This window comes from Mesorhizobium sp. W016 (genome assembly GCF_054719485.1).
In genome coordinates this window covers 6186550-6210011 of the sequence record NZ_JBTTIF010000002.1, presented here as the reverse complement: position 1 = coordinate 6210011, position 23462 = coordinate 6186550, and the positions used below count along the sequence as shown (strand labels likewise).

The following is a 23462-nucleotide window of genomic DNA, read 5'->3' as shown; positions in this document are numbered from 1 at the left end:
AAAAGTGTAATTTTTGTGCCCTTGAAACGCCACGATCCGAGACACAAATAAAGGTCATCGGCAGTTTTCGCCGAGTCCGGAGCAAGGCCCGTCCCCCGCCTATCCCGGACAATTGCGGCAGCCTATCCCCCCTCTCCGGGCTGCCGCATCGTTTCGAGTAAAAGACCGCCGTGGTTCCCCTCCACCACGGCGGTTCTTTTTTGCCTTCTGACAAGTGTTTACGGTCCGTGGTCCAACGATCGCGGGCTTTTCGTTTTGATGCGCTGCCTTTACGGTCCCGGCACCGAAAAGAAAGGCCCGCAGTAATGTCCACCATTTCCTCCGTCCTCGACCGTCTCGACAAAAATCTCGACCAGAGCCTGGAGCGCCTGTTCGGCCTGCTCCGCATCAAGTCGATCTCGACCGATTCCCACTATGCCGCCGACTGCCGCAAGGCCGCCGATTGGCTGGTGGCGGACCTCAAGCTGATCGGCTTCGACGCTTCGGTGCGCGACACGCCGGGACACCCGATGGTGGTTGCGCACCATGAAGGCCCCGCCGGTTCGCCGCATGTGCTGTTTTACGGCCATTACGACGTGCAGCCGGTCGATCCGATCGAGCTTTGGGAGAACGACCCGTTTGCGCCGGCGGTCAAGGAGATCGAGCCCGGTCACAAGGTAATCACCGGCCGTGGCTCGGCCGACGACAAGGGGCAGCTGATGACCTTCGTCGAGGCCTGCCGCGCCTGGAAGCAGGTGCATGGCAATCTGCCCTGCCGCATCACCATCCTGTTCGAGGGCGAGGAGGAGTCCGGTTCGCCGTCGCTCAAGCCGTTCCTCGAGGCCAATGCCGATGAGCTCAAGGCCGATTTCGCTCTGGTCTGCGACACCGGCATGTGGGACCGCGAAACGCCGTCGATCTGCGTTTCGCTGCGCGGAATGGTCGGCGAGGAGGTCACGGTCAAGGCTGCCGATCGCGACCTGCATTCGGGCCTCTATGGCGGCGCCGCCGCCAACCCGATCCGCATCCTGGCGAAAATCCTCGCCGACATCCATGACGAGAACGGCCACATCACCATTCCCGGCTTCTATGACGGGGTCGAGGAAACGCCGTCGCAGATCCTGAAATCATGGGAAACTCTGGGCGAGACCGCCGAAACCTTCCTCGGACCGATCGGCCTCTCGATCCCGTCGGGCGAAAAAGGCCGCTCGGTGATGGAACTGACCTGGGCGCGGCCGACGGCCGAGTTCAACGGCATCATCGGCGGCTATACCGGCAAGGGGTTCAAGACGGTGATCGCGGCGGAAGCGTCGTCCAAAATCTCCTTCCGCCTCGTCCACAAGCAGGACCCCGAGAAGATCCGCGCCGCGTTCCGGAAATTCGTCAAGGCGCGCATTCCCGGGGACTGTTCGGTCGAATTCCACCCGCATGGCGGCGGGCCGGCAATTCAGCTTTCCTACGACTCGCCATTCCTGGCCAAGGCCAAGACTGCGCTGTCGGATGAATGGCCGAAGCCAGCGGTGACGACGGGCAGCGGCGGCTCGATACCGGTGGTCGGCGACTTCCAGACCTATCTCGGCATGGAATCGCTGCTGGTCGGGTTCGGCCTCGACGACGACCGCATCCACTCGCCCAACGAGAAATACGAGCTGACCTCCTTCCACAAGGGCCAGCGCTCCTGGGCGCGCATTCTCGATGCGCTGACGCGCTGAGGAGGCTGGGAAGTTTTCTTGTTGATTTTTCAGCGGATCGCGGCGAGGACGAGTTACGCCGCGATCCGGAGAAAACCATGCCCGACATCCGCTTCCACAAGAACGATCTGCCCGACCTCGCCCACTACAATGTCGACGCGGTGGCCATCGATACCGAGACGCTGGGGTTGAACCCGCACCGCGACCGGCTGTGCGTGGTGCAGATCTCGCCCGGCGATGGCTCGGCCGACGTGATCCAGATCGCGCCCGGCCAGAAGAAAGCGCCGAACCTCGTCAGCCTGCTCCGCAACCGCGGCATATCGAAACTGTTCCACTACGGCCGTTTCGACCTCGCCGTGCTCTACAACGCCTTCGGCGTCATGCCGGAGCCGGTGTTCTGCACCAAGATCGCCTCGCGGCTGACCCGCACTTATACCGACCGGCACGGCTTGAAGGACATCTGCTTCGAACTGCTTGGCGTCGGCCTGTCGAAGGCGCAGCAATCGTCGGACTGGGCGGCCGAGACCCTGTCGCCCGAACAGCTCGAATATGCCGCTTCCGACGTTCTCTATCTGCACCGTCTGCGCGAGGTGCTGGCTGGACGCCTGGCGCGGGACGGGCGCACCAAGGAAGCCGACGCCTGCTTCCGCTTCCTGCCGACGCGTGCCAAGCTCGATTTGATGGGTTGGGACGAAGAGGATATTTTTGCCCACAGCTGATGGCCTTCGGATAACGCTTCCGGCAGCCTTGCAACCAGACACGCGTCGTGGCGTTCTGTCGACTCAATGAGGGGGATGACGTGGCAGACCGCAAACCGATAGCGACCGCCCCGACGGATGGATCCAAGGTCACTGTTCTGTGGAAGGACGGCGCCGGCGTCGTCAGCGAATCCGTCGGGCAATATCGCGACGGCGCCTGGTGGGTCTACACCGACAGCGATACCCAGAAAAAGGTCGACCCGACCAGCTGGCGGCCAGTCTCCAGCGACGATGACGACGATCAATGAGCGCCGCTGGCGGGTGCAACTGCTTTCGCATACCCTGAAGTCGTTGATATCGAGGCCGATTCGGGGCCTTCCGCTCCGTAGCCTCTCTTCCTGGAGGAACGCGTCATGGGCATCGAAAGCCTTCTCATCTTCATCATAATCGGCGCCATTGCCGGCTGGCTCGCCGGCCTCATCGTCTCGGGCTTCGGCTTCGGCCTTATCGGCAACATCATCGTCGGGGTTATCGGCGCCCTGATCGCCGGCTGGCTGTTTCCAAGGCTCGGCTTCGCTATCGGCGGCGGCATTCTGGCTGCCATCATCAACGCAACGATCGGCGCCGTCATCCTGCTGGTGCTGGTCAAAGTTCTGAAGCGAGCTTGAAGTTCGACAAAAACAAGGGCGCGCCATGAAGCAGAACATCCTCTATCTCCTCATCGGCGCGCTCTTGGTCGTGGTCATTGCGCTCGGCATCTATGTCTATCACGAGCAGACGAAGCCAAAGGGCGTGGAGCTGAAGATCGACGATAACGGCATTTCGATCCAACAGAATTGATGATGTCCGCCTGCGGGTGGCGCTGATTTGTCATCCAGGTATTTTACGGCGATTTGGGAGTTGCCTTGTGCAAATATTTGCACACGAGATTGACTTCCGTTTCCACTATGTGCAAAGATTTGCACATAGTTGAGCCGAGAAATGAACGAAACCAACACCGCCAAAGTTAAGGGCCGGCTCGAGAGGGAAGGCTGGAAGAACGTCGGCGGCACGAAGCATGACAAGTACAAAAAGGACGGAATGCCGACGATCATGGTTCCTCGCCACAGGACTCTGACGCCGTTGGTAGCTCGGTCTATCGCCCAGGCGGCAGGTTGGGCCTAACGGCTTGCAAAATCGGAATAAGGAAAGTTCTTAGATATGTCTCGCTATGTCGCACTCGTGGATGCTGCCGACGGCTTTGTCGGCGTCTCGTTTCCCGATGCTCCTGGCTGCGTCGCGCAGTCGGAAAGCCGGGACGAGGCTGTAAAGGACGCTATGGCCGCGTTGGCCGAATGGGTGGCTGAAGAAATCGCGGACGGCCGTAAAATCCCCACTCCTCGCAAAGTCGACGCGCTTTTAGAAGATGCTGAGGTTCGAGCAGCGCTCGCCGCTGGCGCTATCTTGATGTCCGTGCCCTTGATCCGAGATGCCGGCCGTCCGGCCCGGGCCAATATCTCGTTGGATGCCGGTTTGCTCGCCGAGGCTGACGAAACAGCCAATCGGTTGGGGGTCACCCGATCGGCCTTTGTCGCCGCCGCGTTGCGAGACAAGATCCGTCAAACTGTTTGAACAGTGATCTCGGGCACCCGCCAAAGTACCGCGTTGCCGACGCCTGTTAGCCAGCGGCAGCGGATTTTAGAAATTCTTGAGGAATTTCAGAAGGGTGCATAAACCCTGCTTTAACGCGCCCTTAAACCGCCGCATCTACCCTCCAACCCGAGCGCCATTGACACCGGGAAGACAGCGCAACGCATGGCGAACCGCAGAGACAGTCGCATCGAACCCAGCTTCGAGGGATCGCCAAAGGCGAAATCCGCGGCCGGTTTCTCGGTGAACGAGGAGGATCGCGTCGTGCCGGGCAATCGCAAATCCTCCACGGCGCGCAAAACCTCCAGAGCAAAATCATCCTCGCGCGGCCGGCGCGGCAAAGCCCGGCGCGGGCTGTTCGGCGTCATGGCCCGGATGTTCTACTGGTGCTTCGTGCTCTGCATCTGGGGCGGCATCGCGGTGGCCGGCATCGTCGTCTATTACGGCGCCAAGATGCCGGCGGCGACCACCTGGTCGATCCCCGACCGTGCCCCCAACATCAAGATCGTCTCGGTCGACGGGCAACTGCTTGCCAACCGCGGCATGAGCGGCGGCGAGGCGGTCGGCCTGCACGAAATGTCGCCTTACATTCCCGAAGCCGTCATCGCCATCGAGGACCGCCGCTTCTATTCGCATTTCGGCATCGACCCGATCGGCCTGTCGCGCGCCATGGTGACCAACGTTCTGGGCCGCCGTTTCTCGCAGGGCGGCTCGACGCTGACCCAGCAGCTGGCCAAGAACCTGTTCCTGAAGCCCGACCGCACGCTGGAGCGCAAGGTGCAGGAGGTACTGCTGGCGCTGTGGCTGGAGCACAAGCATACCAAGGACCAGATCCTCGAAATGTACCTCAACCGGGTCTATTTCGGCTCGGGCGCCTATGGCGTCGAGGCGGCCTCGCGCCGCTATTTCGGCAAGAGCGCGCGCGATGTCACACTTTCGGAGGCGGCCCTTCTCGCCGGCCTCTTGAAGGCGCCGTCGCGGCTGTCGCCGGCGCGGGATCCGAAGGCGGCGGAGGAGCGCTCGCAGCTGGTGCTGGCCGCCATGCGCGACGAAGGCAAGATCAGCGCCAAGGAACTGGCCTCGGCGATGAGCGCGCCGGCAACGCGCGCGCCGTCCTATTGGACCGGTTCGGAAAACTACGTCGCCGACACCATCATGGAAGAGCTGCCCGATTTGATCGGCGACGTGCGCAGCGACATCGTCGTCGACACCACCGTCGACCTCAACCTGCAGAAGCTCGCCGAAGAGTCGATCCGCCGGCTGATCGACGAGAGCGGCAAGAAGCTCAATGTCAGCCAGGGCGCGCTGGTCTCGATCGACAATTCCGGCGCCGTGCGCGCCATGGTCGGCGGCTACGACTATTCGACCAGCCAGTTCGACCGCGCCTCCGAAGCACGCCGTCAACCGGGCTCGGCCTTCAAGCCGTTCGTCTATATGGCCGCGCTGGAAGCTGGTCGCACGCCCGACAGCGTGCGCAACGACGCACCGATCAAGATCGGCAAGTGGACACCGGACAATTACGGCGGCAAGTATTTCGGCAAGGTGACGTTGGCGACCGCTTTGGCGAAGTCGCTGAATTCCGTCGCGGCACAGCTAACCATGGAGGTCGGCCCCGACGCGGTGGTCGAGGCGGCGCATCGCATGGGCATCCAATCCGATCTGATCGCCAACACCTCGATCGCGCTCGGCACCTCGGAAGTGACGCCGCTGGAGCTGACATCGGCCTATGTGCCGTTCGCCAATGGCGGCTACAAGCCCGACATCCATTTCATCCGCCGCATCACCACGACCGAAGGCAAGGTGCTCTATGACGACAATGGCGGCAGCGCGCCGCGCGTCGTCAAGCCGAACATTGTCGGCATGATGAACTCGATGATGACCGGCACGGTCGAGATCGGCACGGCGAAGAAGGCGGCCTTCGCCTGGCCGTCTGCCGGCAAGACCGGAACCAGCCAGAATTCGCGCGACGCCTGGTTCGTCGGTTACACCGCAAACCTCACCACCGGCGTGTGGTTCGGCAACGATGACGGCACGCCGATGAAGAAGGTCACCGGTGGCGCGCTGCCGGCACAGGCCTGGCACGAGTTCATGGTGGCCGCGCATGAAGGTGTGCCGGTCCGGCCGCTGCCCGGCACCTGGAAGTCGACGCCGCCCGACACCATCGTGCCCGACGATATTCCGTCAGTCGATAACAATCAGGCGGCGCCGTTGCCTGCCGTGGCCGTCAGCCGTTCTGAGCCTGCTGCCGCACCGGCACCTGCTGCTGTACCCGCACAAGCACCGGTCCGCCGTCCGGCCGAAACCGTCGATGCCGACGGTTTCAACATGCCGGGCGACGGCGGCACCACGGCCTCGATCAAGCATCCGGTACCGCCGGGCAGCGTCGGCGGCCCGACCAAGAAGCGGAAAACCTCAATCCTGGATATTCTCGGCGGCGGCTGAGCGGCTCGTCATTCTAGCTTCGAACCAAATGCGAGCTGGCAATCCGTTCCTCATATGAGAGCTGCGGTGACAATTCGGCCTCTCGCCACCTTCGCGGCATTCGGCTACATCTCCGGCCGGAGTGACAGACATGGCTGAGACCGACACCAGAAAAACCATCGTGCTGACCGGAGCCAGCCGCGGCATCGGACATGCCACGGTCAAGCGCTTTTCGCGTGAGGGCTGGCGGGTCATCACCTGTTCGCGCCAGGCTTTTGCCGAGGATTGCCCGTGGCCAGCCGGCCCAGAGGACCACATCAAGGTCGATCTCGCCGACCAGGAGGATGTCGGCATCGCCGTCTCGGAGATCCGTCACCGGCTGGAAGCGCATGGCGGGCAATTGCACGCGCTGGTCAACAATGCCGGCATTTCGCCGAAGCTCAAGGACGGCAACAGCCGCATGGATTCGATCGACACGCCGATGCATGTCTGGCGCGACGTGTTCCAGGTCAATTTCTTCGCGCCGATCATGCTCGCGCGGGGCCTCTTCAAGGAGCTTGCTGCAGCAAAAGGCTCGATCGTCAACGTCACCTCGATCGCCGGCACGCGCGTGCATCCTTTCGCCGGCACCGCCTATGCGACCTCGAAGGCGGCGCTCGGCTCGCTGACGCGCGAGATGGCGCATGATTTCGGCCCGCACGGCATCCGCGTCAATGCGATTGCGCCGGGCGAGATCGACACCGCGATTCTGTCGCCTGGCACCGACAAGATCGTCGAGACGATCCCACTCAGGCGCCTTGGCGCCACCTCGGAAGTCGCCGACATCATCTTCTTCCTGTGCTCGCAGCAGGCGTCCTATGTGACGGGCTCGGAAATCCACATCAATGGCGGCCAGCACGTCTGAGCACTGACAGACTGCTCATTCGGCGATGGTGAGAACAGCCTTGCCGCTGAAGCTGCGCTGTCGCAAGGCGTCCAGAGCCTGGGCGATGTCTGTCCACGGCACGGTCATGGACACACGGGTTTCCAGCCGGCCAGCCGCGACCAGAGCGAGCAGCGAGGCGATGTCCGCGCCAATGGCTGGACCGGATGTGTAGTAGGCGAAAGTCTGAAGCCTCGCTCCCTCATGGCCCGGAACGAACTGTCTGAAGCCAACCGGCGTGAGTTCGCCGCTGCTCGAACCGAACATGACGATGGTGCCGCCGGGGGCGACGCGTTCGATGGCATGGGCGAGGCTTTGGCCGCCGACCGACTCGGTGATCAGAGAGAATGGCCCTTCGGCCAGTTCGATCGACTCGACGACTTCGTGAGCACCAAGACCGCGGAGATCCTCGGCGTGCCGGGCGGCGGCGATTGCAGTCACCGCGGCGCCTTGCTCGCGGGCGATCTGGATCTGGAAACGGCCGACCGCGCCGCTGGCGCCGGTGATCAACACCTGCTGTCCCGCGAGGTCGCCGCCATGGCGCAAGACCCTTAGGGCCGTCGTGCCCGCCACGGGAAGCGTGGCGGCGGAAACGAAGCTCTCCGGTGGGGCTGTCGGGAGAGATGACGAGGGCGCGCATGGGAAGCCTTCCTGCCGGTTTGTGACATGCCAGCCACGAACCGGAGCCTATCGACTTCCCGGATCAAAGAATTTAGCTATCATGGCGAATAGTCGCTAAAAGCCGTCAATCATGAGACAGCCTCTCCGCTACCCGTGGGTCAATTTCGACGTCGATGATGTGATCGCTCCTGCAATTGCGGTGCGCGTCGATGTCACCGAAACCAAAGCGGAAGTGGCGACCCATTGGCATCGGAAGGGCCAGCTCGTCTTCGCGCTCGGCGGTGGCGTCACATGCCGCGTCCCGAGCGGCCTGTGGATGGTGCCGCCACATTGCGGGGTGTGGATTCCCGGCGGCATGGAACACAGCAATATCGCGACCGCCAATGCGCGGATTTTCTTCGTCTATATCGAGCCGGGAGCCGCCGATCTGCCGGACCGGTGCTGCACGCTGTCGATCTCGCCGCTGCTGCGCGAATTGATCATCGAGCTGGCCGACCGCATGGAGGAAGACGACGGGAAGGACGCGCTTTTGACTGGGATGCTGCTCTCCGAACTGCCGCGCATGCCGGTCCAGCAGCTGCATTTGCCGATCTCCGCCGAGCCGCGCTTGCGGCGGATCGCCGATGCGTTGGCGCAAGACCCTGCCGACCGCAGCACGCTTGCCGAGTGGGCCACCCGCGTCGCGCTCTCAGAAAGCAGTCTCGCCCGTCTTGTGGTGAAGGAGACCGGACTGAGCTTCGGCCGCTGGCGCCAGCAATTGCACCTGATCGTCGCCATACGGGAGCTGGCCTCCGGTGCGAGTGTCCAGCAGGTTTCGGGCGATCTCGGCTACGCCTCCGTCACCGCCTTCATCACCATGTTCAAGAAAGCGCTCGGCAAGCCGCCGGCAAAGTATCTCGCCAGCGTCGCGCACAATGGCGGCTCCGCCTTCGTGGCGTGATCAACGCGCCTGTGGGCAAGCCTCAGGCCGGGGAGGGCTCAATGGCTTCGGGGCGCGGCATCGGCTTTTGCTCCAGCACTTCTTGCACGATGCCGCGGGCGATCTCGCGTTCGCCCATGATGACGGTGTCGGCGCCGAGCCCCTTCAGATGCTCCACCTCGGCGTCGGAATGGGCCCGCGCGATGACGTTGATGCCGGGATTCGCGGCGCGTGCCCTGAGCACGACCTGCCCCGCCTCGAAGGCGTTGGGGATGGCAAGGATCAAGCGTTTGGCCCCCTGCGGATTGGCGGCGGCAAACACGCCCGCACTGGCCGCATTGCCGGAGACGATTTCGACGCCGTCGTCTCTGAGCCTCGCCAGCGTCTTGTCGGCGTCCTCGATGACCAGGAACGGTAGCGATGCCTGTTTCAGCGCCGCGCCGACCAGGCTGCCGACGCGGCCGTAGCCGATCAGGATGGTGTGGCCCGAAAGCGTTGTGCGTGGCGGTGGGCCATTCTCTTTTGCCGCGGCGGCCACCGAGGCCACTTGTCCGGGCTGCGTCGCCGGGCCGACCGGCTTGGCCTCTTCCGGTGGTGCTGCCTTGGCGGCGCGCGCGTCCAGCCATGGCTTCATCCAGTCGAGGGCGAGGAACATCAGCGGATTGACCAGGATCGACAGGATGGCGCCTGCCAGGATCAGTTCGCGTCCCTGTTCGGGCAACAGCTTCAGCCCGACGCCGAGCTCGGCCAGGATGAAGGAGAATTCGCCGATCTGCGCGAGGCTGGCCGAGATCATCAAGGCGGTTCCCAGCGGATAGCGGAAGGCGATGACGATAACGAAGGCGGCCAGCGACTTGCCGATGACGATGATGGCCAGCGTCGCCAGGATCGGCCAGCCATTGCTCATCAGGCTGAACGGATCGAACAGCATGCCGACCGAGACGAAGAACAGCACCGAGAAGGCGTCGCGCAGCGGCAGTGATTCCTCCGCCGCGCGGTGGCTGAGCTCGGATTCGCTCATGATCATGCCGGCGAAGAAGGCACCGAGCGCCAGCGAGACGCCGAACAGTTTGGCGGCGCCGAATGCGACGCCGAGCGCGATCGCCAGCACCGCCAGCCGGAACAGTTCGCGCGAGCCGGTATGGGCGACGTAATGCAGGATCCACGGAATGACCCGGCGGCCAACCACCAGCATGACGATGACGAAGGCGACGACCTTGGCCAGCGTGAGGCCGACGACGCCCCAGATGCCGAAGCTGGCCGGCAGCGACAAAAGGCTCGCATGGTCATCGACCTGCGGCTGGCCGCCGAGCACGCCGGCCAACGCCGGCAAAAGCACCAGCGCCAGCACCATGGCGAGGTCCTCGACGATCAGCCAGCCGACGGCGATGCGGCCGCGCTCGGTCTCGATCAGCCGTCGCTCCTGCAACGCGCGCAACAGCACCACTGTGGACGCGACGGAAAGCGCCAGGCCGAAGACGAGGCCTGCGCCCATCGACCAGCCGAGCATCCAGGCAAGGCCGGCGCCCAGCGCGGTGGCAAAGCCGATCTGGACGATGGCGCCGGGTACGGCGATGGCGCGGACGGAGAGAAGATCCTTCAGCGAGAAATGCAGGCCGACGCCGAACATGAGCAGGATGACGCCGATTTCGGCCAGCTCATTGGCAAGACCGGCATCGGCGACGAAACCCGGCGTGTTCGGTCCAACCAGCACGCCGGCGACGAGATAGCCGACCAGCGGCGGGATGCGAAAACGGTTGGCTAGCGCCCCGAAGATGAATGCCAGCCCCAGACCGGCGACGATGGTGGCGATAAGGGGCGTGTCATGCGGCATTGTCTATGGAGCGCCTTTCGGGAAATGTCGGGTGTGCGCCGCCCGCAGCCGCCGCCTTTGCAATATGGTGGAGGGGGTGCGGGCGACGCAACCCGCGAGACGTAAATTGGTGGCCAGAGGCGCCGAAAAACGAAAGGCGCGCGCAGCGAAAACGCTGCGCGCGCGAATGATCTATGAGATAGGGTCAGGCTGCCTGCTGCAGCATGGCCTCGATGTCGATCAGCGGGCGGTTGGTCAGTGTCTTTGGGATCTCCGCCTGCACCTTGTCGGTGACTTCCTTGTGCAATTTCTTGCGCATGGTGCCGAGCACCAGCGGCGGCGCGACCAGCACGATGTCGTCGAAGATGCCGTGATGGGCGAGCTTGTAGAGCCGGTCCGCGATCTCTTCGGCAAAGCGTTCCTTGCCCTGCCGGTGCCAGTCGGTTTCCTCAACCGCGCTGCGATGCACGGAGGGGCCGTCATTGTAGCGGCCGGGACTGTCGCTGCCTTGTTCGCGCGTTGCCGGATTGCCCTGGTTCATCTCCTGGAAGAGCTGCAGGTGCGGATAGAGATTGTCGCCCTCGTTCTTCAGGAACAGCGCTTTCTCGCCATCGGCCACCATGACCAGAAGGCCATGTTTCAGGTTGATCTTGCTCATTTGCGGGCTCCTGCTTGAAGGTTCAAATCCAGCCGACGATTGTCTGTTACGGCAGGGGCAGAACGCGTGGCGAAGCGGGAACGTTCCACTTCGTTCGCCGAGATCGCACGCAGCCATATCAAGCCCGATCTATCGTCTATCGGAGCAATGTCCGAGGTGACGGCTTTAATCTACTAGATTGGTAGAATTTAGAAAAAATAATTTTGCAGCTTGGCCGGCTCCCGGATAAAAGAGCCGCAGAACAAAGCCTGCGGCAGCAGCTTGAATCCGCCTGATATGCGGATGTGGAATATTTTTCTCTTGGCCCTTTGGCTTGCGGAAAACCGATTGCCTCCCGTCAGGGGATGCGCGAGTGGGTTCCTTCAGCTTTTTCGCGTCCGCGCCTAAAACTGCCGAATTGTTCCGGAATCTGTTCGTCATGCCGCACACCAATCCCAAGCTCACCGCGTTCCCGGTCTTCATGCGGGTCGAAGGCGAAGCCGTGGCCATCGTCGGCGGCGGAGGCGAAGCGTTGGCCAAGGCGCGGCTACTTGATCAGTCGAGTGCTGTGCTTCGCATCATTGCCGATGTTGCCGACGCCGAATTGCTGAGCTTCATCGCCACGACCGGCGCCATCCGTATCGACGCCCCCTACGACGCCGCGCATCTCGAAGGCGCGGTCCTGGTGTTTGCCGCCAGCGGCGACGAGACGCTCGACCGCCGCGTCGCCCACGATGCGCGCCGCCTTGGCATTCCGGTCAATGCCGTCGACCGGCCGGAGCTATGCGATTTCTTCACCCCGGCGCTGGTCAACCGCGCCCCGGTCGCCATCGCCATCGGCACGGAAGGCGCGGGTCCGGTGCTGGCGCAGATGCTGCGCAGCCGCATCGACCGCATGCTGTCGCCGTCGCTCGGGCCGCTGGCAGCGCTTGCCGCCTCGTTCCGGGGTGCCGCCGAAAAGCTGCTGCCGAAAGGCAACGCCCGCCGCCAGTTCTGGAGCAGTTTTTTCCAGGGTGCACCGGCGCGCGCCGTCGAAGCCGGCGAGCTTTCGCAGGCGCATGACGCCGCCGCCGATCTGTTGCTGTCGAAGGCTCCGGCTTCGGGCCATATCGCGTTGGTTGGCGCCGGGCCAGGTGCTGAGGATCTTCTGACGCTGCGCGCGCATCGGCTTTTGATGGAAGCCGACGTCATCGTCTATGACGCGCTGGTGCCGGAGGCGATCGTCGCCATGGGCCGCCGCGACGCCGAGCGGCTGCCGGTCGGAAAACGCAAGGGATGCCACACCAAGAGCCAGGCCGAGATCAATGCGCTGCTGGTCGATCTCGGCAGGCAGGGCAAGCGCGTCGTGCGGCTGAAGTCGGGCGACCCGCTGGTGTTCGGCCGCGCCGGCGAGGAGATGGCCGCACTGCGCGATGCCGGCATCGCCTATGATGTCGTTCCCGGGGTCACCGCCGCCTTTGCCGCCGCCGCCGATTTCGAGCTGCCGCTGACGCTGCGCGGCGTCTCCTCGTCGATGGTGTTCACCACCGGCCATGATCTGAAGGGCAATTCGCTGCCGGATTGGGCCAAGCTCGCCATTTCCGGCGCCACCGTAGCCGTCTATATGGGCCGCTCGGTCGCCGCCGAAGTCGCCGGACGGCTGATCGAGGCCGGCCTGTCGCCGGACACGGCGGTTGCCGTGGTCGAGAATGCCAGCTTGCAGAACCGCCGCCGTTTCCACGGCACACTGGCCGATTTGCCGTCGCTGGAAGAGCGCGCCGATCTGGCCGGTCCGGTGATGACCATCATCGGCGACGCGGTTGCCGGCGCCAACTTTGAACGTTCCGAGCCGCTCGCGGCACATAACTATGAGGGCGCCGCCAACGCGGCCGACGCAGAGGTCGAGCCATGAAGATACTGACCGCAAACCGCCTCTCCGACGGCATCGCCGTCTGGTATGCCGATGGCGGCTGGGCCGAGACGGTCGACCATGCCGACCTTGCCCATGACCAAGCGGCAGAGGACAGGCTGGAAGCAATCGGCGCCAAGGCCAACGCCAACAATCAGGTTGTCGACGTGAATCTGATCGACGCTGAAGTCGTCAATGGCGTCGTCGTGCCGGTGCGGCTGCGCGAAAAGATCCGCGCCGCCGGCCCGACCATCCGGGAAGATCTGGGCAAGCAGGCTGCGCGGGCAGCTTAACAAAATACGGGCGGACGCGCCCTGAAAGACGAAACATGTACCGCTACGATGAGTTCGACCACGATTTTGTCCAGGCCCGCGTCGCCGAGTTCAGCGACCAGGTCGAACGCCGCCTGTCCGGCGAGATCACCGAGGATCAGTTCCGGCCGCTGCGGCTGATGAACGGCGTCTACCTGCAGCTGCACGCCTACATGCTGCGCATCGCGGTGCCCTATGGCACGCTGAACAGCGCGCAACTGCGCATGCTCGGCCACATCGCGCGCAAATACGACAAGGGCTACGGCCACTTCACCACGCGCCAGAACATCCAGTTCAACTGGCCGGCGCTGTCCGACATTCCGGCGATCCTGGCCGATCTCGCCAGCGTCGAGATGCATGCCATCCAGACCAGCGGCAATTGCATCCGCAACGTCACCGCCGACCATTTCGCCGGCGCCGCCGCCGACGAGGTCGCCGATCCGCGCCCCTATGCCGAGATCCTGCGGCAATGGTCGTCTGTGCATCCGGAATTCTCGTTCCTGCCGCGCAAGTTTAAGATCGCGGTGACCGGGGCCGAGCGCGACCGCGCCGCCATCCAGACGCATGATATTGGTCTGCATCTGAAGAAGAACGCCGCCGGCGAGCTCGGCTTTGCCGTCTATGTCGGTGGCGGCCAGGGCCGCACGCCGATGGTGGCGCGCAAGATCCGCGACTTCCTGCCGGAAGCCGACCTGCTTTCCTACTGCACGGCGATCCTGCGCGTGTACAACCTCTATGGCCGCCGCGACAACAAGTACAAGGCGCGCATCAAGATCCTCGTCCACGAGACAGGCGTCGAGGAAATCACCCGCCAGGTCGAGGCCGAATGGCAGGAGCTGAAGGACGCCGAGCTGAAGCTGCCGGAAGCCGACATCCGTGCCATCGACGCCTATTTCGCGCCGCCGGCACTGACCGCCCGGCCGGAAGGCGACGCGGCGATCAAGCTGGCGCGGCTCGATTCCAAAAGCTTCTCGGATTGGCTCGACCAGAATGTCGTGACGCATCGCCATCCTGACTATGCCGCGGTGACGATCTCGCTGAAAGGCATCGGCGAGGTGCCGGGCGATGCCACCGACAGCCAGATGGAAGCGGTCGCCGACATCGCCGAGAAATACGCGTTCGACGAACTGCGCGTCAGCCATGAGCAGAACCTGATCCTGCCGCATGTGGCGCGCGCCGATCTCAAGGCTGTCTATGATGCGCTGGTCGATATTGGTCTGGCGACGGCCAATTCCAACCTGATCAGCGATATTATCGCGTGCCCTGGCCTCGACTATTGCGCGCTGGCGACGGCGCGCTCGATCCCGATCGCGCAGGAGATTTCGCTTCGCTTCGCCTCGCTGGAGCGGCAGCGCGAGATCGGCGAATTGAAGCTGAAGATTTCCGGCTGCATCAATGCCTGCGGCCACCACCATGTCGGCCATATCGGTATCCTCGGCGTCGAGAAGAAGGGCTCCGAGCTCTACCAGGTGACGCTTGGCGGATCGGCCGACGAGAACACCTCGGTTGGCGAAATCATCGGCCGCGGCTTCTCTTCGGAAGAGATCACCGACGCCATCGAGCAGATCGTCGACACCTATCTCGGCCTTCGGCTCGGTCCCAGTGAACGTTTTATCGACGCCTACCGCCGTGTCGGTCCCGCGCCGTTCAAGGAGGCGCTCTATGCTGGCGAAACCAAGGCCGCTTGACCGCATCCTCGACGTCGACGACAGCATCGCCGCCAAAGCGGCGGGCTTCGACGCGCTGTATGGACATCTGAGCCCGCTCGACATCATCGAACGCGCGGCGAGCGAATTGTTTCATGACGAGATCGCCGCCGTGTCGTCCTTCGGCGCGGATTCCGCCGTCCTGCTGCATATGATCGCCAAGGTCGACCGCACGCTGCCGGTCATCTTCCTGGACACCGGCAAGCATTTCGAAGAGACGCTGGGCTACCGCGATGCGCTGGTCGCCGATTTCGGGCTGACCAACATCAGGGTGATCAAGCCCGAAGACGCAGCGCTCGAACGGGTCGATCCGACCGGCAATCTGCACCAGAGCAACACCGATGCCTGCTGCGACGTGCGCAAGGTCGAGCCGCTGGCGCGCGGCGTCGCCCCCTTCCGGGCCTGGCTGACCGGCCGCAAGCGCTTCCAGGCGGCGACGCGAGCCGCGCTGCCGGTGTTCGAGGCGGTCGGCCCGCGCGTACGCATCAATCCGCTGGCGCACTGGACGACATCCGATCAGGCCGACTACATGCGCGCGCATGCGCTGCGCGAAAATCCGCTGGTTGCGTACGGCTATCTGTCGATCGGCTGCTTCCCATGCACGCAGCCGGTGCAGCCGGGCGAAGATGCGCGCAGCGGACGCTGGGCCGGTTATGCCAAGACCGAGTGCGGCATCCATCTGTCGGGACTGGAAGTGTCGCTGACCGACGCATCCCTTTAAGCTATGGTGATATTCAGGTGAGGTTGGCCTGCAACGGCGGCTTCCGCCCGGAGGCCGCCGGTTTCGTGTGGACCGGCTTTCGCGGACTTCGATTTTGGGGCTTTTAGGAATTTTCGATGACTGAACCGACGACAGCAGAGACCCGCCTCTGGACCCGGACGGGTTTTCGCGAGGACGAGTGGACACATGCCGAAAGTGCGGATGCACTGGCGGGCAATGGCCGCTTCATCCTGCCGTTGCAGGCATTTCTCGGCCTCGATGCCGAAGTGCGGCGCTCGGCCAAGGAGCGGCTTGGCGTCGCGCTGCAGCCCGGCGACCAGCTGGAAAAGATTGTGGATCTGCTCGACCAGCTGTCGCTGGTGGCGCTGGCCTTCCCGGCCTTCAGCGACGGCCGCTCGTTTTCCAAGGGCGAATTGCTGCGCAGCCGCTACCATTTCGAGGGCGCGGTCCGCGCCACTGGCCAGGTGCTCGTCGACCAGCTGCCGCATATGCTGCGCCTCGGCTTCGACGAGTTCGAAATCTCCAACCCGGTTCTGCTGAAGCGCCTCGAAGAAGGCCGCACAGGCGGGCTGGGCCTTTACTATCAGCCGACCGAAGCGTCGGAGCCGAAGGGGCCGAAATACTCCTGGCGGCGCGTTCGCAACATCTGACGCAGCGGTAATTTCGCCTGTCTTTACAAAGACTGTGATCGGGCCTTCTCCTGGCTGTCCGGACGGAAATATCCGCCGGGCGCGAGGGAGGAATCGGCGCTCATCGGCGGCAACACCAATGCACCGTCCATCATGATCGCCGAAAAGGCGCCTGACATGATCAGGGCTGCAAGGTCTGGATGCGCGAGGAGCGCAAGGCTGCCTGAGCCGGTTTTTGGGAGATGCCGCCGCGCCTTCGGTGCGGCGGTTTTTTTCTTTGTCTTACGGAATTCCCAAGCGAAAGCCCGGAAAACCGCCTCACACTTTGCTGGAATTGCTTTTAGGCCAAGGCCCGCGCTTCGCGAAACGAGACCAGCTTGCGGCGGTTCTCGTCCCACAACGCAAGCTTGACGCAGCGCAGGCTGTCGAGGAGCGTGACGCGGCCGATGCCGCGCAGTTCGGGATAGTCGCGCAGCACTTCCTGCAGCCGGTAGCCCGGCACCTTGGCCGAGAGATGGTGCACGTGATGGACGCCGATATTGCCGGTGAACCAGTTCAGCACCGGCGGCAAATCATAATAGGACGAGCCGTGCAGGGCGGCACGCTGGAATTCCCACTCTTCGTCCTTCGCCCATTCCGTCTCCTCGAACTGGTGCTGGACGTAGAACAGCCAGATTCCGGCCGATCCGGCCAGGATCACGATCGGCAAATGGACGATCAGGAAAGCGCCGGGGCCGACCAGCCAGATAAGCAGCGCTGCCGCGACCGCGATGCCGAGATTGGTGGTCATCGACGACACCCAGGGCGTCAGGCCGCCGCGCATCATGCCGACCGGCAGCCTCTGCTCGAAGATGAACAGCCAGATCGGGCCAAGGCCGAACATCACCAGGGGATGGCGGTAGAGACGATAGGCAAGGCGTCCCCGCCAAGACAGCTGCCGGTATTCAGCAACCGTCAACGTCCTGATATCGCCCATGCCGCGCTCGTCAAGATTGCCGGCGCTGGCGTGATGGGTGGCGTGCGCGCGCCGCCAGCAATCGTAAGGGGTCAGCGTCAGCACGCCGAGCGCGCGGCCGATCCAGTCGTCGGCAGTGCGGTTGGCGAAGAAGGAGCCGTGGCCGCAATCGTGCTGGATCATGAAGATCCGCACCAGAAAACCGGCGGCGGGAAGGATCAGGATCAAGCCCCACCAGTGGCCATAGGAATAGGCTGCCGAAGACAGCGCCCACAGCGTAACGAAAGGAATAAGGGTGATGGCGAGTTCAAGAGTGCTGCGTCGCCGGTCGGGCTTCTTGTAGCGCGCCAGGATCTTCAACCAGGCGCGCTTGCTGTTGGCGGCCGTCTCGGGGGAAATCATGTTCATCAGGAAGCATAGGCGGGGCGTCCCGCTGCCGCAAGGAAAAGCTCACGCAAAATTACTGCGCGTAATTGTCGCGCGATAGCATCGCTATTGACGGCGTTGGCCGCCGGCCATGCTGGCTTCTATGCCGTCCAGCCGGTCGAGCAGATCCCGGAAACGGGCGGGAATGTCGGCCTCGGTGCGGAAGGCCGGCAAGGTGCGCAAGAAGCGCGTCGTCGCCTCGGTGCCGAACTGGCGCCTGATGTCGGCGGCGAGCTCTTCGCTTCTGTTGCCAGTATTGCGGTCCATTGTCTCAAATCCTGTGTCGGTTTCAAAACTCCTCCAAGCTTTGAATGGTTCCCCATAGCGGGGTATTGGCAAGCAAAGGCTGCCGTTACGGTAAAGTTTGAATTAATTTTGAACGTCCTTGCGCCCCGCACCAAGTCCGACGGGCAGCCCGCAACATTGCCTGCTGTGGGGCGTCCTCCTGGGCTTGCCCCTTGATTTTTGGCCGCCAAACCTCGATATCGGGCGCAAATCCAAACCATTCGAATGACGGGAAATGGCGATGAGCGACCAGACAAAAGACGAACGCGCGCCCGAGGATATCGAAACGGCCGAGGCCGAGCGCACGCAAGGCGGCATCGACGGCGACTATGAAGCGCTGGTGCGGCTGCTGAAGGAAAACGAGGAGCTGAAGGACCGCGCGCTGCGCGTCGCAGCCGAGATGGAGAATCTGCGCCGCCGCACCGCCCGCGACGTGCATGATGCGCGCGCCTATGCGGTGGCCAATTTCGCCCGCGACATGCTGTCGGTGTCGGACAATCTGCGCCGCGCGCTCGATGCTATCCCCGCCGAGGCGAAAGCGGCCGGAGATGCCGGCTTCAAGGCGCTGATCGACGGCGTCGAGATCACCGAGCGCGCCATGCTGTCGACGCTGGAACGGCATGGGGTGAAGAAGCTCGAACCGGAAGGTGAGAAGTTCGACCCGAATTTCCACCAGGCGATGTTCGAAGTGCCCAATCCCGATGTGCCGGCCAACACCGTCGTCCAGGTCGTGCAGCCGGGCTATTCGATCGGCGAGCGCGTGCTGCGGCCGGCCATGGTCGGGGTCGCCAAGGGCGGCCCCAAGATCGCGGCCACCGAAGCGCCGGTCGAGCCGGGGCCGGTGAACGAGCAGGCCGAGAAGGATGCGTGAGTAGGGTAGGCAGTAGGGAATAGGGAATAGGGAATAGGGAATAGGGGCAGGCGTATCAATCGCGCGGCTTCGTGTTATTCATACTTTCCCTAATTCCCAATCCCTACTACCTCATGTCCCTGACACCCATCGACCTCCTCGACTATGCCGGCGTCGCCGTCTTTGCCGCGACCGGGGCGTTGGCGGCTTCGCGCAAGCAGCTCGACATTATCGGCTTCCTGTTTCTGGCCAGCGTCACCGGCATTGGCGGCGGCACGCTTCGCGACGTCATCCTCAACCTGCCCGTCTTTTGGGTCGCCAACTCCGGCTATGTGCTGGTTTGCGCGGCGGTTGCGGTGCTGGTCTTCTTCATCGCCCACCGCGTCGAATCCCGCTGGAAATGGCTGCTCTGGCTCGACGCCATCGGATTGGCGGCCTTTTCCGTAATGGGCGCGGCCAAGGGGCTGGCCATCACCGGCTCGCCGGTCGTCTCCGTTGTTATGGGCGTGTTGACCGCCACATTTGGCGGCATCCTGCGCGATCTGCTGGCCGGCGAGCCATCGGTGCTGCTCAGGCCCGAAATCTACGTCACCGCCGCACTCGCGGGCGCCGGCCTCTACACACTTGGCGATCTTGCCGGCCTGCCGCCGCTCGCCTCGGATATCGCCGGCTTCGTCGCGGCTTTCCTGGTGCGCGGCGGCGCGCTGAAATTCGGCTGGACCTTTCCGTCCTACAAGAGCCGCCCGGGACGGCGACCGGAGGATATTCCGTAGGGAGAGGGATTAGGGAATAGGGAATAGGGAATAGTCGGTAGTCAGCAATTCGCGGCAGCCTTCACTACTGCCTAATGCCTACTGCCTACTGCCTCACGCCGCAAAGCGCTGCGCTTCCCCGCCATAATAGTTGACGTAGCGGGCGCCGATTTCCTTGACCGGCATCACCACGAACACATCGACGGTGGAGAACTCACGGTCGATGACGCAGCCGTCGCCGATGCGGGCGCCGACGCGCAGATAGCCCTTGACCAGCGGCGGCATGGCCGCGATCGCCGCCTTGGCGTTGACCGCCTCGATCGGCATCAGATCCATCGAGCAATAGCGGCCGGAGACCGCCCGCACATCCCAGGCGGAGTTGGTCCGGCAGTGATGGGCAAGGTAGGTGAGCGCCTCGGCATGCGCAGCCGGCACCGTGCCAGGGAACGAGGCACAACCGGTCATCACGCCGATCTCATAGTGGTTGATGTAGGCCCAGATGCCTTGCCACAGCGCCTCAATGGTGCGCTTCGAGCGGTATTCCGGCAGCACGCAGGAGCGGCCGAGCTCAAGGAAGCGCTGGCCGGGATGGCGGGCGATCAGCTTGGTCAGTTCGAACTCGCCTTCGGAATAGAAGCCGCCGGCGGTCGCCGCAATCTCTTGCCGCAGCAGGCGGTAAGTGCCGACGATGCGGCGATGCTCGGGGCCGGAGATCGAGGTGTCAAGCACCAGGAGATGGTCGCACAGCGGGTCGAAGCGGTCGGCGTCGCGCCGGTCCTGCGCCTGGAACAGGTCCTTCCTGGCGCCAAGCTCGTCATAAAACACCCGGTAGCGCACTTCCTGCGCGGCGGCGATCTCGGCCTCATTGCGGGCAAGCCGCACTTCGAGATTGCCGATACGGCCCAGCGGTGCGCCTGTTGCGACGGCATCGGCGTTCCGCGCGGCGAGCAAAGCGCCGCCTGCGCTGGGCCGAGTGTCACATTCCGGCATAACTGTATGCACGAGTGATTCTCCTTCGAGCCATCCCTCTTGGCACGGGGATACGGTGTAGGTGCAACAGGATTGTGACAGTACCGTGATACGGCGCGACGGGCAATACTTCGTCGGCTGGCGAAAACCCTCATTCGGCTACCTACGTGACGCGAGGATTGCGCCAGCGTCACCTTGAAGCGCGTCGCGCTGGGACGATTCACGCGACGCGCTTCAAGTCTTTGTTTTGTGCATGTCGTCTTCTCAAAACCGGGGCCATTTTCGAGCGACATGAATTCAGGCGGCCACCTGGCCCTCGACGGCATGGACCAGCGCGTCGGGATCGAGCGGCTTGGTGACAAAGCCGCTGGCGCCATGGGCGAGCACGGTGTGGCGAGTCTTTTCCTGGCTGTCGGCCGAAAGCACCATGATCGGAACCGGCGGCACAGCCATTTCCTCCTCGTGGCGGCGGATGGCGGCGATCGCGTCCAGCCCGTCCATGACCGGCATGTGCAAATCCATCAGCACCACATCGAAGCGATTTTTCAGCCCGGCTTCGGTCACCGCCTCGACCGCGGCCTTGCCATTGCCGACCACTTTCACGCGATGTCCCGCCTTCAAAAGCGTGGCGCGGGCAAGCATGGCGTTGATGTCGTTGTCTTCGGCGATCAGCACCGACAAACCTTGCTGGCGCCCGCCATGGGCACGAAGCGAGGACGCGCCGGTCTTTTCCGGCTTGGGCGGCGGCAAGGCAGGGGCATGACTGGTCAGCAGCACGCGCAGCAGGGTTTCGCCGCGCACCGGCCTCGCCAAGAAGGTGGCGTAGCCGCTGGTGCGGAATTCGCCAAGCATGCCGCGGTCGGTCGGCGCGATCAGCGTGATCGCCTCGCAATCGGCAAAGCCACTCTGGCGCAGGCGCTTGAGCAGTCTGCCGTCGCCGTCCTCCAGGGCCGCGTCGATCAACAGCACATCGCAATGTTCGGCGAAGGGCGTCGCCTGGGAAGCGGTTGCGGCGACGTCGACGGCGCCGCCATGGGCGCGGATGGTGCGGGCGATGGCGTCCGCCTCGACGGCGTTCTTCGACACGATCACGGCGCGCCGGCCGGCCAGGATGTTCTGCCGGTTCTGCGGTGCTTCGGTTGCTCCTGCGGCCGGGATCTCGAAGACGAATTCCGATCCCTCGCCAAGCCGGCTCGACACCGAAATGGCACCGCCCATGGCGGCGACCAGGCGCCTCGATATGGCCAGACCGAGGCCGGCGCCCCCATGGGTGCGGGTCGAGGTGCCGTCGGACTGTTCGAACTCCTCGAAGATGCGCTCCATATCCTCTTCGCGCAGGCCAGGGCCGGTGTCGGCGACGGTGAAGCAGATGCGGTCGCTGGTCTCGGTGCGGGCCCGTGCAACCGAAACCAGCACGCCGCCGGTGTCGGTGAACTTGATCGCATTGCCGATCAGGTTGAGCAGCACCTGCCTGACTCTTCCCGGATCGGCCATGATCATCTGTGGCACGTCGGGCTCGACATGACAGCCGAGGCCGATGTTCTTGGCGAAGGCTTTCGCCGCCATCAGTTCGATGATGTTGTCGGCGATTTCGCGCAGCGATGTCGGCTGCGGCTCCGGGTCGAAACGGCCGGCCTCTATCTTGGAATAGTCGAGCAAATCCTCGATGAGCGCCAAAAGCGCGCTGGCCGAGGTCGAGACGGCGCCGACATAGGTGCGCTGCTCGGGCGACAGATTGGTGTCGGCCAGTAGCTTGGCCATGCCCATGATGCCGTTCATCGGCGTGCGGATCTCATGGCTGACGGTGGCGAGGAAGCGCGACTTGGCCTGGCTGGCATATTCGGCGCGCTCGCGCGCGGTGATCAGCGAGGATTCGGCGCGTTTGCGCGCGGTGATGTCGCGGGCAATCGCCCGGTGCGAGACGGCGCCGCTATCCTTGTCGCGTACCGACAGTTCGATCCACGAGAACCAGCGCGGACCGTTCGGCGTGCGGATGGAGACGTCGGTGGAACTCAGGCATTCGTGATCCGAAAAGGCGGCGTCGGGAACGATACCGACATCGATGCCGAGGTCGGCCAGAGTCCTGCCGGCAAGGTCGCGTTGGTCGGTTCCGACGAGGCTGGCGAAAACCTTGTTGGCGTAGACGATGTGGCCGTCGCGGTCGCGGTGGACGACGAGATCGCCGAGCGCATCGATCAGCCCGCGAAAACGCTCCTCGCTCTCCTGCATCTCCCACATGCGGTCGGCCAGCGTCTCGATTTCGGCGCGGCTACGGGCCGCGGTTTCGTCGAGCAAGGCCGCCGCGCGGCGGACGGTGCGCCGGCTGCGCAGGTGCATGGCGACGCCGGCAAGGCCTGTTGCCAGCAGGCCGAGGGTGATGAAGATCGGCGCACCGGTGAGGTGGGAGAGGCCCGCCAGCACGACACTGGCGACCACCGTCAGGAACGGCAGGCCCTCGGACGTGGCGCGCGGCAAATCCGGCGCCAGCGGCGGCGGCGCAACACGCTGCCGCTTCGCCGTCGCCGGACTCGGCCCGTCGACGCTTTCGGCACGGCTCTTCTCTTTCCTGGCGGACTCCGCGATCATGCGGAACTCCTTGCCAGATAGAGATTATGGAAAAGCGCGGCGGATCGTTCGAAT

At 63.8% G+C, this 23462-nt stretch carries 24 protein-coding genes and 1 pseudogene; 17 read left to right on the top strand and 8 right to left on the bottom strand.

Annotated features, from left to right (window positions below; all coding sequences use genetic code 11):
• Positions 1-305: 305 nt before the first annotated feature.
• From ACYG9V_RS30410 to ACYG9V_RS30370, 9 genes are all read left to right on the top strand, one after another.
• The gene (locus ACYG9V_RS30410) at positions 306-1691 is read left to right on the top strand and encodes a M20/M25/M40 family metallo-hydrolase (protein WP_352762637.1); all 1386 of its coding nucleotides are present in this window, start codon (positions 306-308) and stop codon (positions 1689-1691) included.
• Between the two features lie 77 nt (positions 1692-1768).
• The gene (locus ACYG9V_RS30405) at positions 1769-2389 is read left to right on the top strand and encodes a ribonuclease D (RefSeq protein WP_023698188.1); all 621 of its coding nucleotides are present in this window, start codon (positions 1769-1771) and stop codon (positions 2387-2389) included.
• 80 nt (positions 2390-2469) lie between these two features.
• Positions 2470-2676, top strand: a complete 207-nt coding sequence (locus tag ACYG9V_RS30400; RefSeq protein ID WP_023683046.1) for a hypothetical protein — start codon at positions 2470-2472, stop codon at positions 2674-2676.
• Between the two features lie 105 nt (positions 2677-2781).
• Entirely contained in the window at positions 2782-3036 is a 255-nt protein-coding gene (locus tag ACYG9V_RS30395) for a GlsB/YeaQ/YmgE family stress response membrane protein (RefSeq protein WP_023814764.1), read from the top strand.
• Positions 3037-3061: 25 nt separating this feature from the next.
• A complete protein-coding gene (locus ACYG9V_RS30390; RefSeq protein WP_352762634.1) occupies positions 3062-3208 on the top strand; it encodes a hypothetical protein in 147 nt (48 codons plus the stop codon).
• 141 nt (positions 3209-3349) lie between these two features.
• On the top strand, positions 3350-3532 hold the full coding sequence (locus tag ACYG9V_RS30385) for a hypothetical protein (protein WP_023733598.1): 183 nt from the start codon (positions 3350-3352) through the stop codon (positions 3530-3532).
• A 36-nt stretch (positions 3533-3568) separates the two neighbouring features.
• Entirely contained in the window at positions 3569-3979 is a 411-nt protein-coding gene (locus tag ACYG9V_RS30380) for a type II toxin-antitoxin system HicB family antitoxin (protein ID WP_352762632.1), read from the top strand.
• Positions 3980-4162: 183 nt separating this feature from the next.
• A complete protein-coding gene (locus tag ACYG9V_RS30375; protein ID WP_352762630.1) occupies positions 4163-6439 on the top strand; it encodes a transglycosylase domain-containing protein in 2277 nt (758 codons plus the stop codon).
• 130 nt (positions 6440-6569) lie between these two features.
• A complete protein-coding gene (locus ACYG9V_RS30370; RefSeq protein ID WP_023669777.1) occupies positions 6570-7322 on the top strand; it encodes an SDR family NAD(P)-dependent oxidoreductase in 753 nt (250 codons plus the stop codon).
• Positions 7323-7337: 15 nt separating this feature from the next.
• Here ACYG9V_RS30370 and ACYG9V_RS30365 read toward each other — a convergent pair.
• Positions 7338-7943, bottom strand: a pseudogene (locus ACYG9V_RS30365) (zinc-binding dehydrogenase); the annotation flags it as partial.
• 148 nt (positions 7944-8091) lie between these two features.
• Between ACYG9V_RS30365 and ACYG9V_RS30360 the strand changes: the two are divergent.
• Positions 8092-8901, top strand: a complete 810-nt coding sequence (locus ACYG9V_RS30360) for an AraC family transcriptional regulator (protein WP_023669775.1) — start codon at positions 8092-8094, stop codon at positions 8899-8901.
• A gap of 22 nt (positions 8902-8923) precedes the next feature.
• Here the strand turns inward: ACYG9V_RS30360 and ACYG9V_RS30355 are convergent, their stop codons facing one another.
• The 3 genes from ACYG9V_RS30355 to ACYG9V_RS30345 form a co-directional block, all read right to left on the bottom strand.
• Positions 8924-10714 carry a cation:proton antiporter domain-containing protein gene (locus tag ACYG9V_RS30355; RefSeq protein ID WP_352762628.1) on the bottom strand — a complete coding sequence of 597 codons (1791 nt, stop codon included), beginning with the start codon at positions 10712-10714 and terminating at the stop codon, positions 8924-8926.
• Positions 10715-10898: 184 nt separating this feature from the next.
• Positions 10899-11351, bottom strand: a complete 453-nt coding sequence (locus tag ACYG9V_RS30350; RefSeq protein ID WP_352762627.1) for a host attachment family protein — start codon at positions 11349-11351, stop codon at positions 10899-10901.
• A gap of 165 nt (positions 11352-11516) precedes the next feature.
• Positions 11517-11771, bottom strand: coding sequence for a hypothetical protein (locus ACYG9V_RS30345; protein WP_156933432.1), 255 nt, complete (start codon positions 11769-11771; stop codon positions 11517-11519).
• On the opposite strand from ACYG9V_RS30345, the gene cysG reads away from it, so the two are divergent.
• The 5 genes from cysG to ACYG9V_RS30320 all read left to right on the top strand — a co-directional run bounded on the left by cysG (position 11770) and on the right by ACYG9V_RS30320 (position 16606).
• Complete coding sequence (cysG, locus tag ACYG9V_RS30340; protein ID WP_023704213.1) at positions 11770-13221, top strand: siroheme synthase CysG; 1452 nt, start codon at positions 11770-11772, stop codon at positions 13219-13221. The genes ACYG9V_RS30345 and cysG overlap by 2 nt on opposite strands.
• Entirely contained in the window at positions 13218-13511 is a 294-nt protein-coding gene (locus tag ACYG9V_RS30335; RefSeq protein WP_023737532.1) for a DUF2849 domain-containing protein, read from the top strand. The genes cysG and ACYG9V_RS30335 overlap by 4 nt, the downstream gene beginning before the upstream one ends.
• A gap of 35 nt (positions 13512-13546) precedes the next feature.
• Entirely contained in the window at positions 13547-15217 is a 1671-nt protein-coding gene (locus ACYG9V_RS30330; RefSeq protein WP_023683051.1) for a nitrite/sulfite reductase, read from the top strand.
• Entirely contained in the window at positions 15192-15956 is a 765-nt protein-coding gene (locus ACYG9V_RS30325; protein WP_352762625.1) for a phosphoadenylyl-sulfate reductase, read from the top strand. Before ACYG9V_RS30330 ends, ACYG9V_RS30325 begins: the two co-directional genes overlap by 26 nt.
• Positions 15957-16072: 116 nt before the next feature.
• Entirely contained in the window at positions 16073-16606 is a 534-nt protein-coding gene (locus tag ACYG9V_RS30320) for a DUF934 domain-containing protein (RefSeq protein WP_023691978.1), read from the top strand.
• Positions 16607-16925: 319 nt separating this feature from the next.
• On the opposite strand, the gene ACYG9V_RS30315 is transcribed toward ACYG9V_RS30320, so the two are convergent.
• Positions 16926-17948 carry a fatty acid desaturase gene (locus ACYG9V_RS30315; protein ID WP_023669767.1) on the bottom strand — a complete coding sequence of 341 codons (1023 nt, stop codon included), beginning with the start codon at positions 17946-17948 and terminating at the stop codon, positions 16926-16928.
• Between the two features lie 84 nt (positions 17949-18032).
• Entirely contained in the window at positions 18033-18233 is a 201-nt protein-coding gene (locus ACYG9V_RS30310) for a hypothetical protein (RefSeq protein ID WP_023669766.1), read from the bottom strand.
• A 259-nt stretch (positions 18234-18492) separates the two neighbouring features.
• On the opposite strand from ACYG9V_RS30310, the gene grpE reads away from it, so the two are divergent.
• Together grpE and ACYG9V_RS30300 are read left to right on the top strand one after the other, a co-directional pair.
• Entirely contained in the window at positions 18493-19122 is a 630-nt protein-coding gene (grpE, locus tag ACYG9V_RS30305; protein ID WP_023691975.1) for a nucleotide exchange factor GrpE, read from the top strand.
• Positions 19123-19241: 119 nt separating this feature from the next.
• Positions 19242-19874 (top strand): trimeric intracellular cation channel family protein, encoded by a 633-nt coding sequence (locus ACYG9V_RS30300; protein ID WP_023683056.1) that lies wholly within the window; start codon positions 19242-19244, stop codon positions 19872-19874.
• 93 nt (positions 19875-19967) lie between these two features.
• Here the strand turns inward: ACYG9V_RS30300 and olsB are convergent, their stop codons facing one another.
• Complete coding sequence (gene olsB, locus ACYG9V_RS30295) at positions 19968-20843, bottom strand: l-ornithine N(alpha)-acyltransferase (protein ID WP_023683057.1); 876 nt, start codon at positions 20841-20843, stop codon at positions 19968-19970.
• A 276-nt stretch (positions 20844-21119) separates the two neighbouring features.
• Positions 21120-23408 carry a response regulator gene (locus ACYG9V_RS30290; RefSeq protein ID WP_352498289.1) on the bottom strand — a complete coding sequence of 763 codons (2289 nt, stop codon included), beginning with the start codon at positions 23406-23408 and terminating at the stop codon, positions 21120-21122.
• Between the last annotated feature and the right edge of the window lie 54 nt (positions 23409-23462).

Bases quoted from the DNA above. Each gene is read 5' to 3' on its own strand.
- ACYG9V_RS30410 (WP_352762637.1), top strand. From the start codon at position 306: ATGTCCACCATTTCCTCCGTCCTCGACCGTCTCGACAAAAATCTCGAC.
- ACYG9V_RS30405 (WP_023698188.1), top strand. From the start codon at position 1,769: ATGCCCGACATCCGCTTCCACAAGAACGATCTGCCCGACCTCGCCCAC.
- ACYG9V_RS30395 (WP_023814764.1), top strand. From the start codon at position 2,782: ATGGGCATCGAAAGCCTTCTCATCTTCATCATAATCGGCGCCATTGCC.
- ACYG9V_RS30390 (WP_352762634.1), top strand. From the start codon at position 3,062: ATGAAGCAGAACATCCTCTATCTCCTCATCGGCGCGCTCTTGGTCGTG.
- ACYG9V_RS30385 (WP_023733598.1), top strand. From the start codon at position 3,350: ATGAACGAAACCAACACCGCCAAAGTTAAGGGCCGGCTCGAGAGGGAA.
- ACYG9V_RS30380 (WP_352762632.1), top strand. From the start codon at position 3,569: ATGTCTCGCTATGTCGCACTCGTGGATGCTGCCGACGGCTTTGTCGGC.
- ACYG9V_RS30375 (WP_352762630.1), top strand. From the start codon at position 4,163: ATGGCGAACCGCAGAGACAGTCGCATCGAACCCAGCTTCGAGGGATCG.
- ACYG9V_RS30370 (WP_023669777.1), top strand. From the start codon at position 6,570: ATGGCTGAGACCGACACCAGAAAAACCATCGTGCTGACCGGAGCCAGC.
- ACYG9V_RS30360 (WP_023669775.1), top strand. From the start codon at position 8,092: ATGAGACAGCCTCTCCGCTACCCGTGGGTCAATTTCGACGTCGATGAT.
- ACYG9V_RS30355 (WP_352762628.1), bottom strand. From the start codon at position 10,714: ATGCCGCATGACACGCCCCTTATCGCCACCATCGTCGCCGGTCTGGGG.
- ACYG9V_RS30350 (WP_352762627.1), bottom strand. From the start codon at position 11,351: ATGAGCAAGATCAACCTGAAACATGGCCTTCTGGTCATGGTGGCCGAT.
- cysG (WP_023704213.1), top strand. From the start codon at position 11,770: ATGCCGCACACCAATCCCAAGCTCACCGCGTTCCCGGTCTTCATGCGG.
- ACYG9V_RS30345 (WP_156933432.1), bottom strand. From the start codon at position 11,771: ATGACGAACAGATTCCGGAACAATTCGGCAGTTTTAGGCGCGGACGCG.
- ACYG9V_RS30335 (WP_023737532.1), top strand. From the start codon at position 13,218: ATGAAGATACTGACCGCAAACCGCCTCTCCGACGGCATCGCCGTCTGG.
- ACYG9V_RS30330 (WP_023683051.1), top strand. From the start codon at position 13,547: ATGTACCGCTACGATGAGTTCGACCACGATTTTGTCCAGGCCCGCGTC.
- ACYG9V_RS30325 (WP_352762625.1), top strand. From the start codon at position 15,192: ATGCTGGCGAAACCAAGGCCGCTTGACCGCATCCTCGACGTCGACGAC.
- ACYG9V_RS30320 (WP_023691978.1), top strand. From the start codon at position 16,073: ATGACTGAACCGACGACAGCAGAGACCCGCCTCTGGACCCGGACGGGT.
- ACYG9V_RS30315 (WP_023669767.1), bottom strand. From the start codon at position 17,948: ATGAACATGATTTCCCCCGAGACGGCCGCCAACAGCAAGCGCGCCTGG.
- ACYG9V_RS30310 (WP_023669766.1), bottom strand. From the start codon at position 18,233: ATGGACCGCAATACTGGCAACAGAAGCGAAGAGCTCGCCGCCGACATC.
- grpE (WP_023691975.1), top strand. From the start codon at position 18,493: ATGAGCGACCAGACAAAAGACGAACGCGCGCCCGAGGATATCGAAACG.
- olsB (WP_023683057.1), bottom strand. From the start codon at position 20,843: ATGCCGGAATGTGACACTCGGCCCAGCGCAGGCGGCGCTTTGCTCGCC.
- ACYG9V_RS30290 (WP_352498289.1), bottom strand. From the start codon at position 23,408: ATGATCGCGGAGTCCGCCAGGAAAGAGAAGAGCCGTGCCGAAAGCGTC.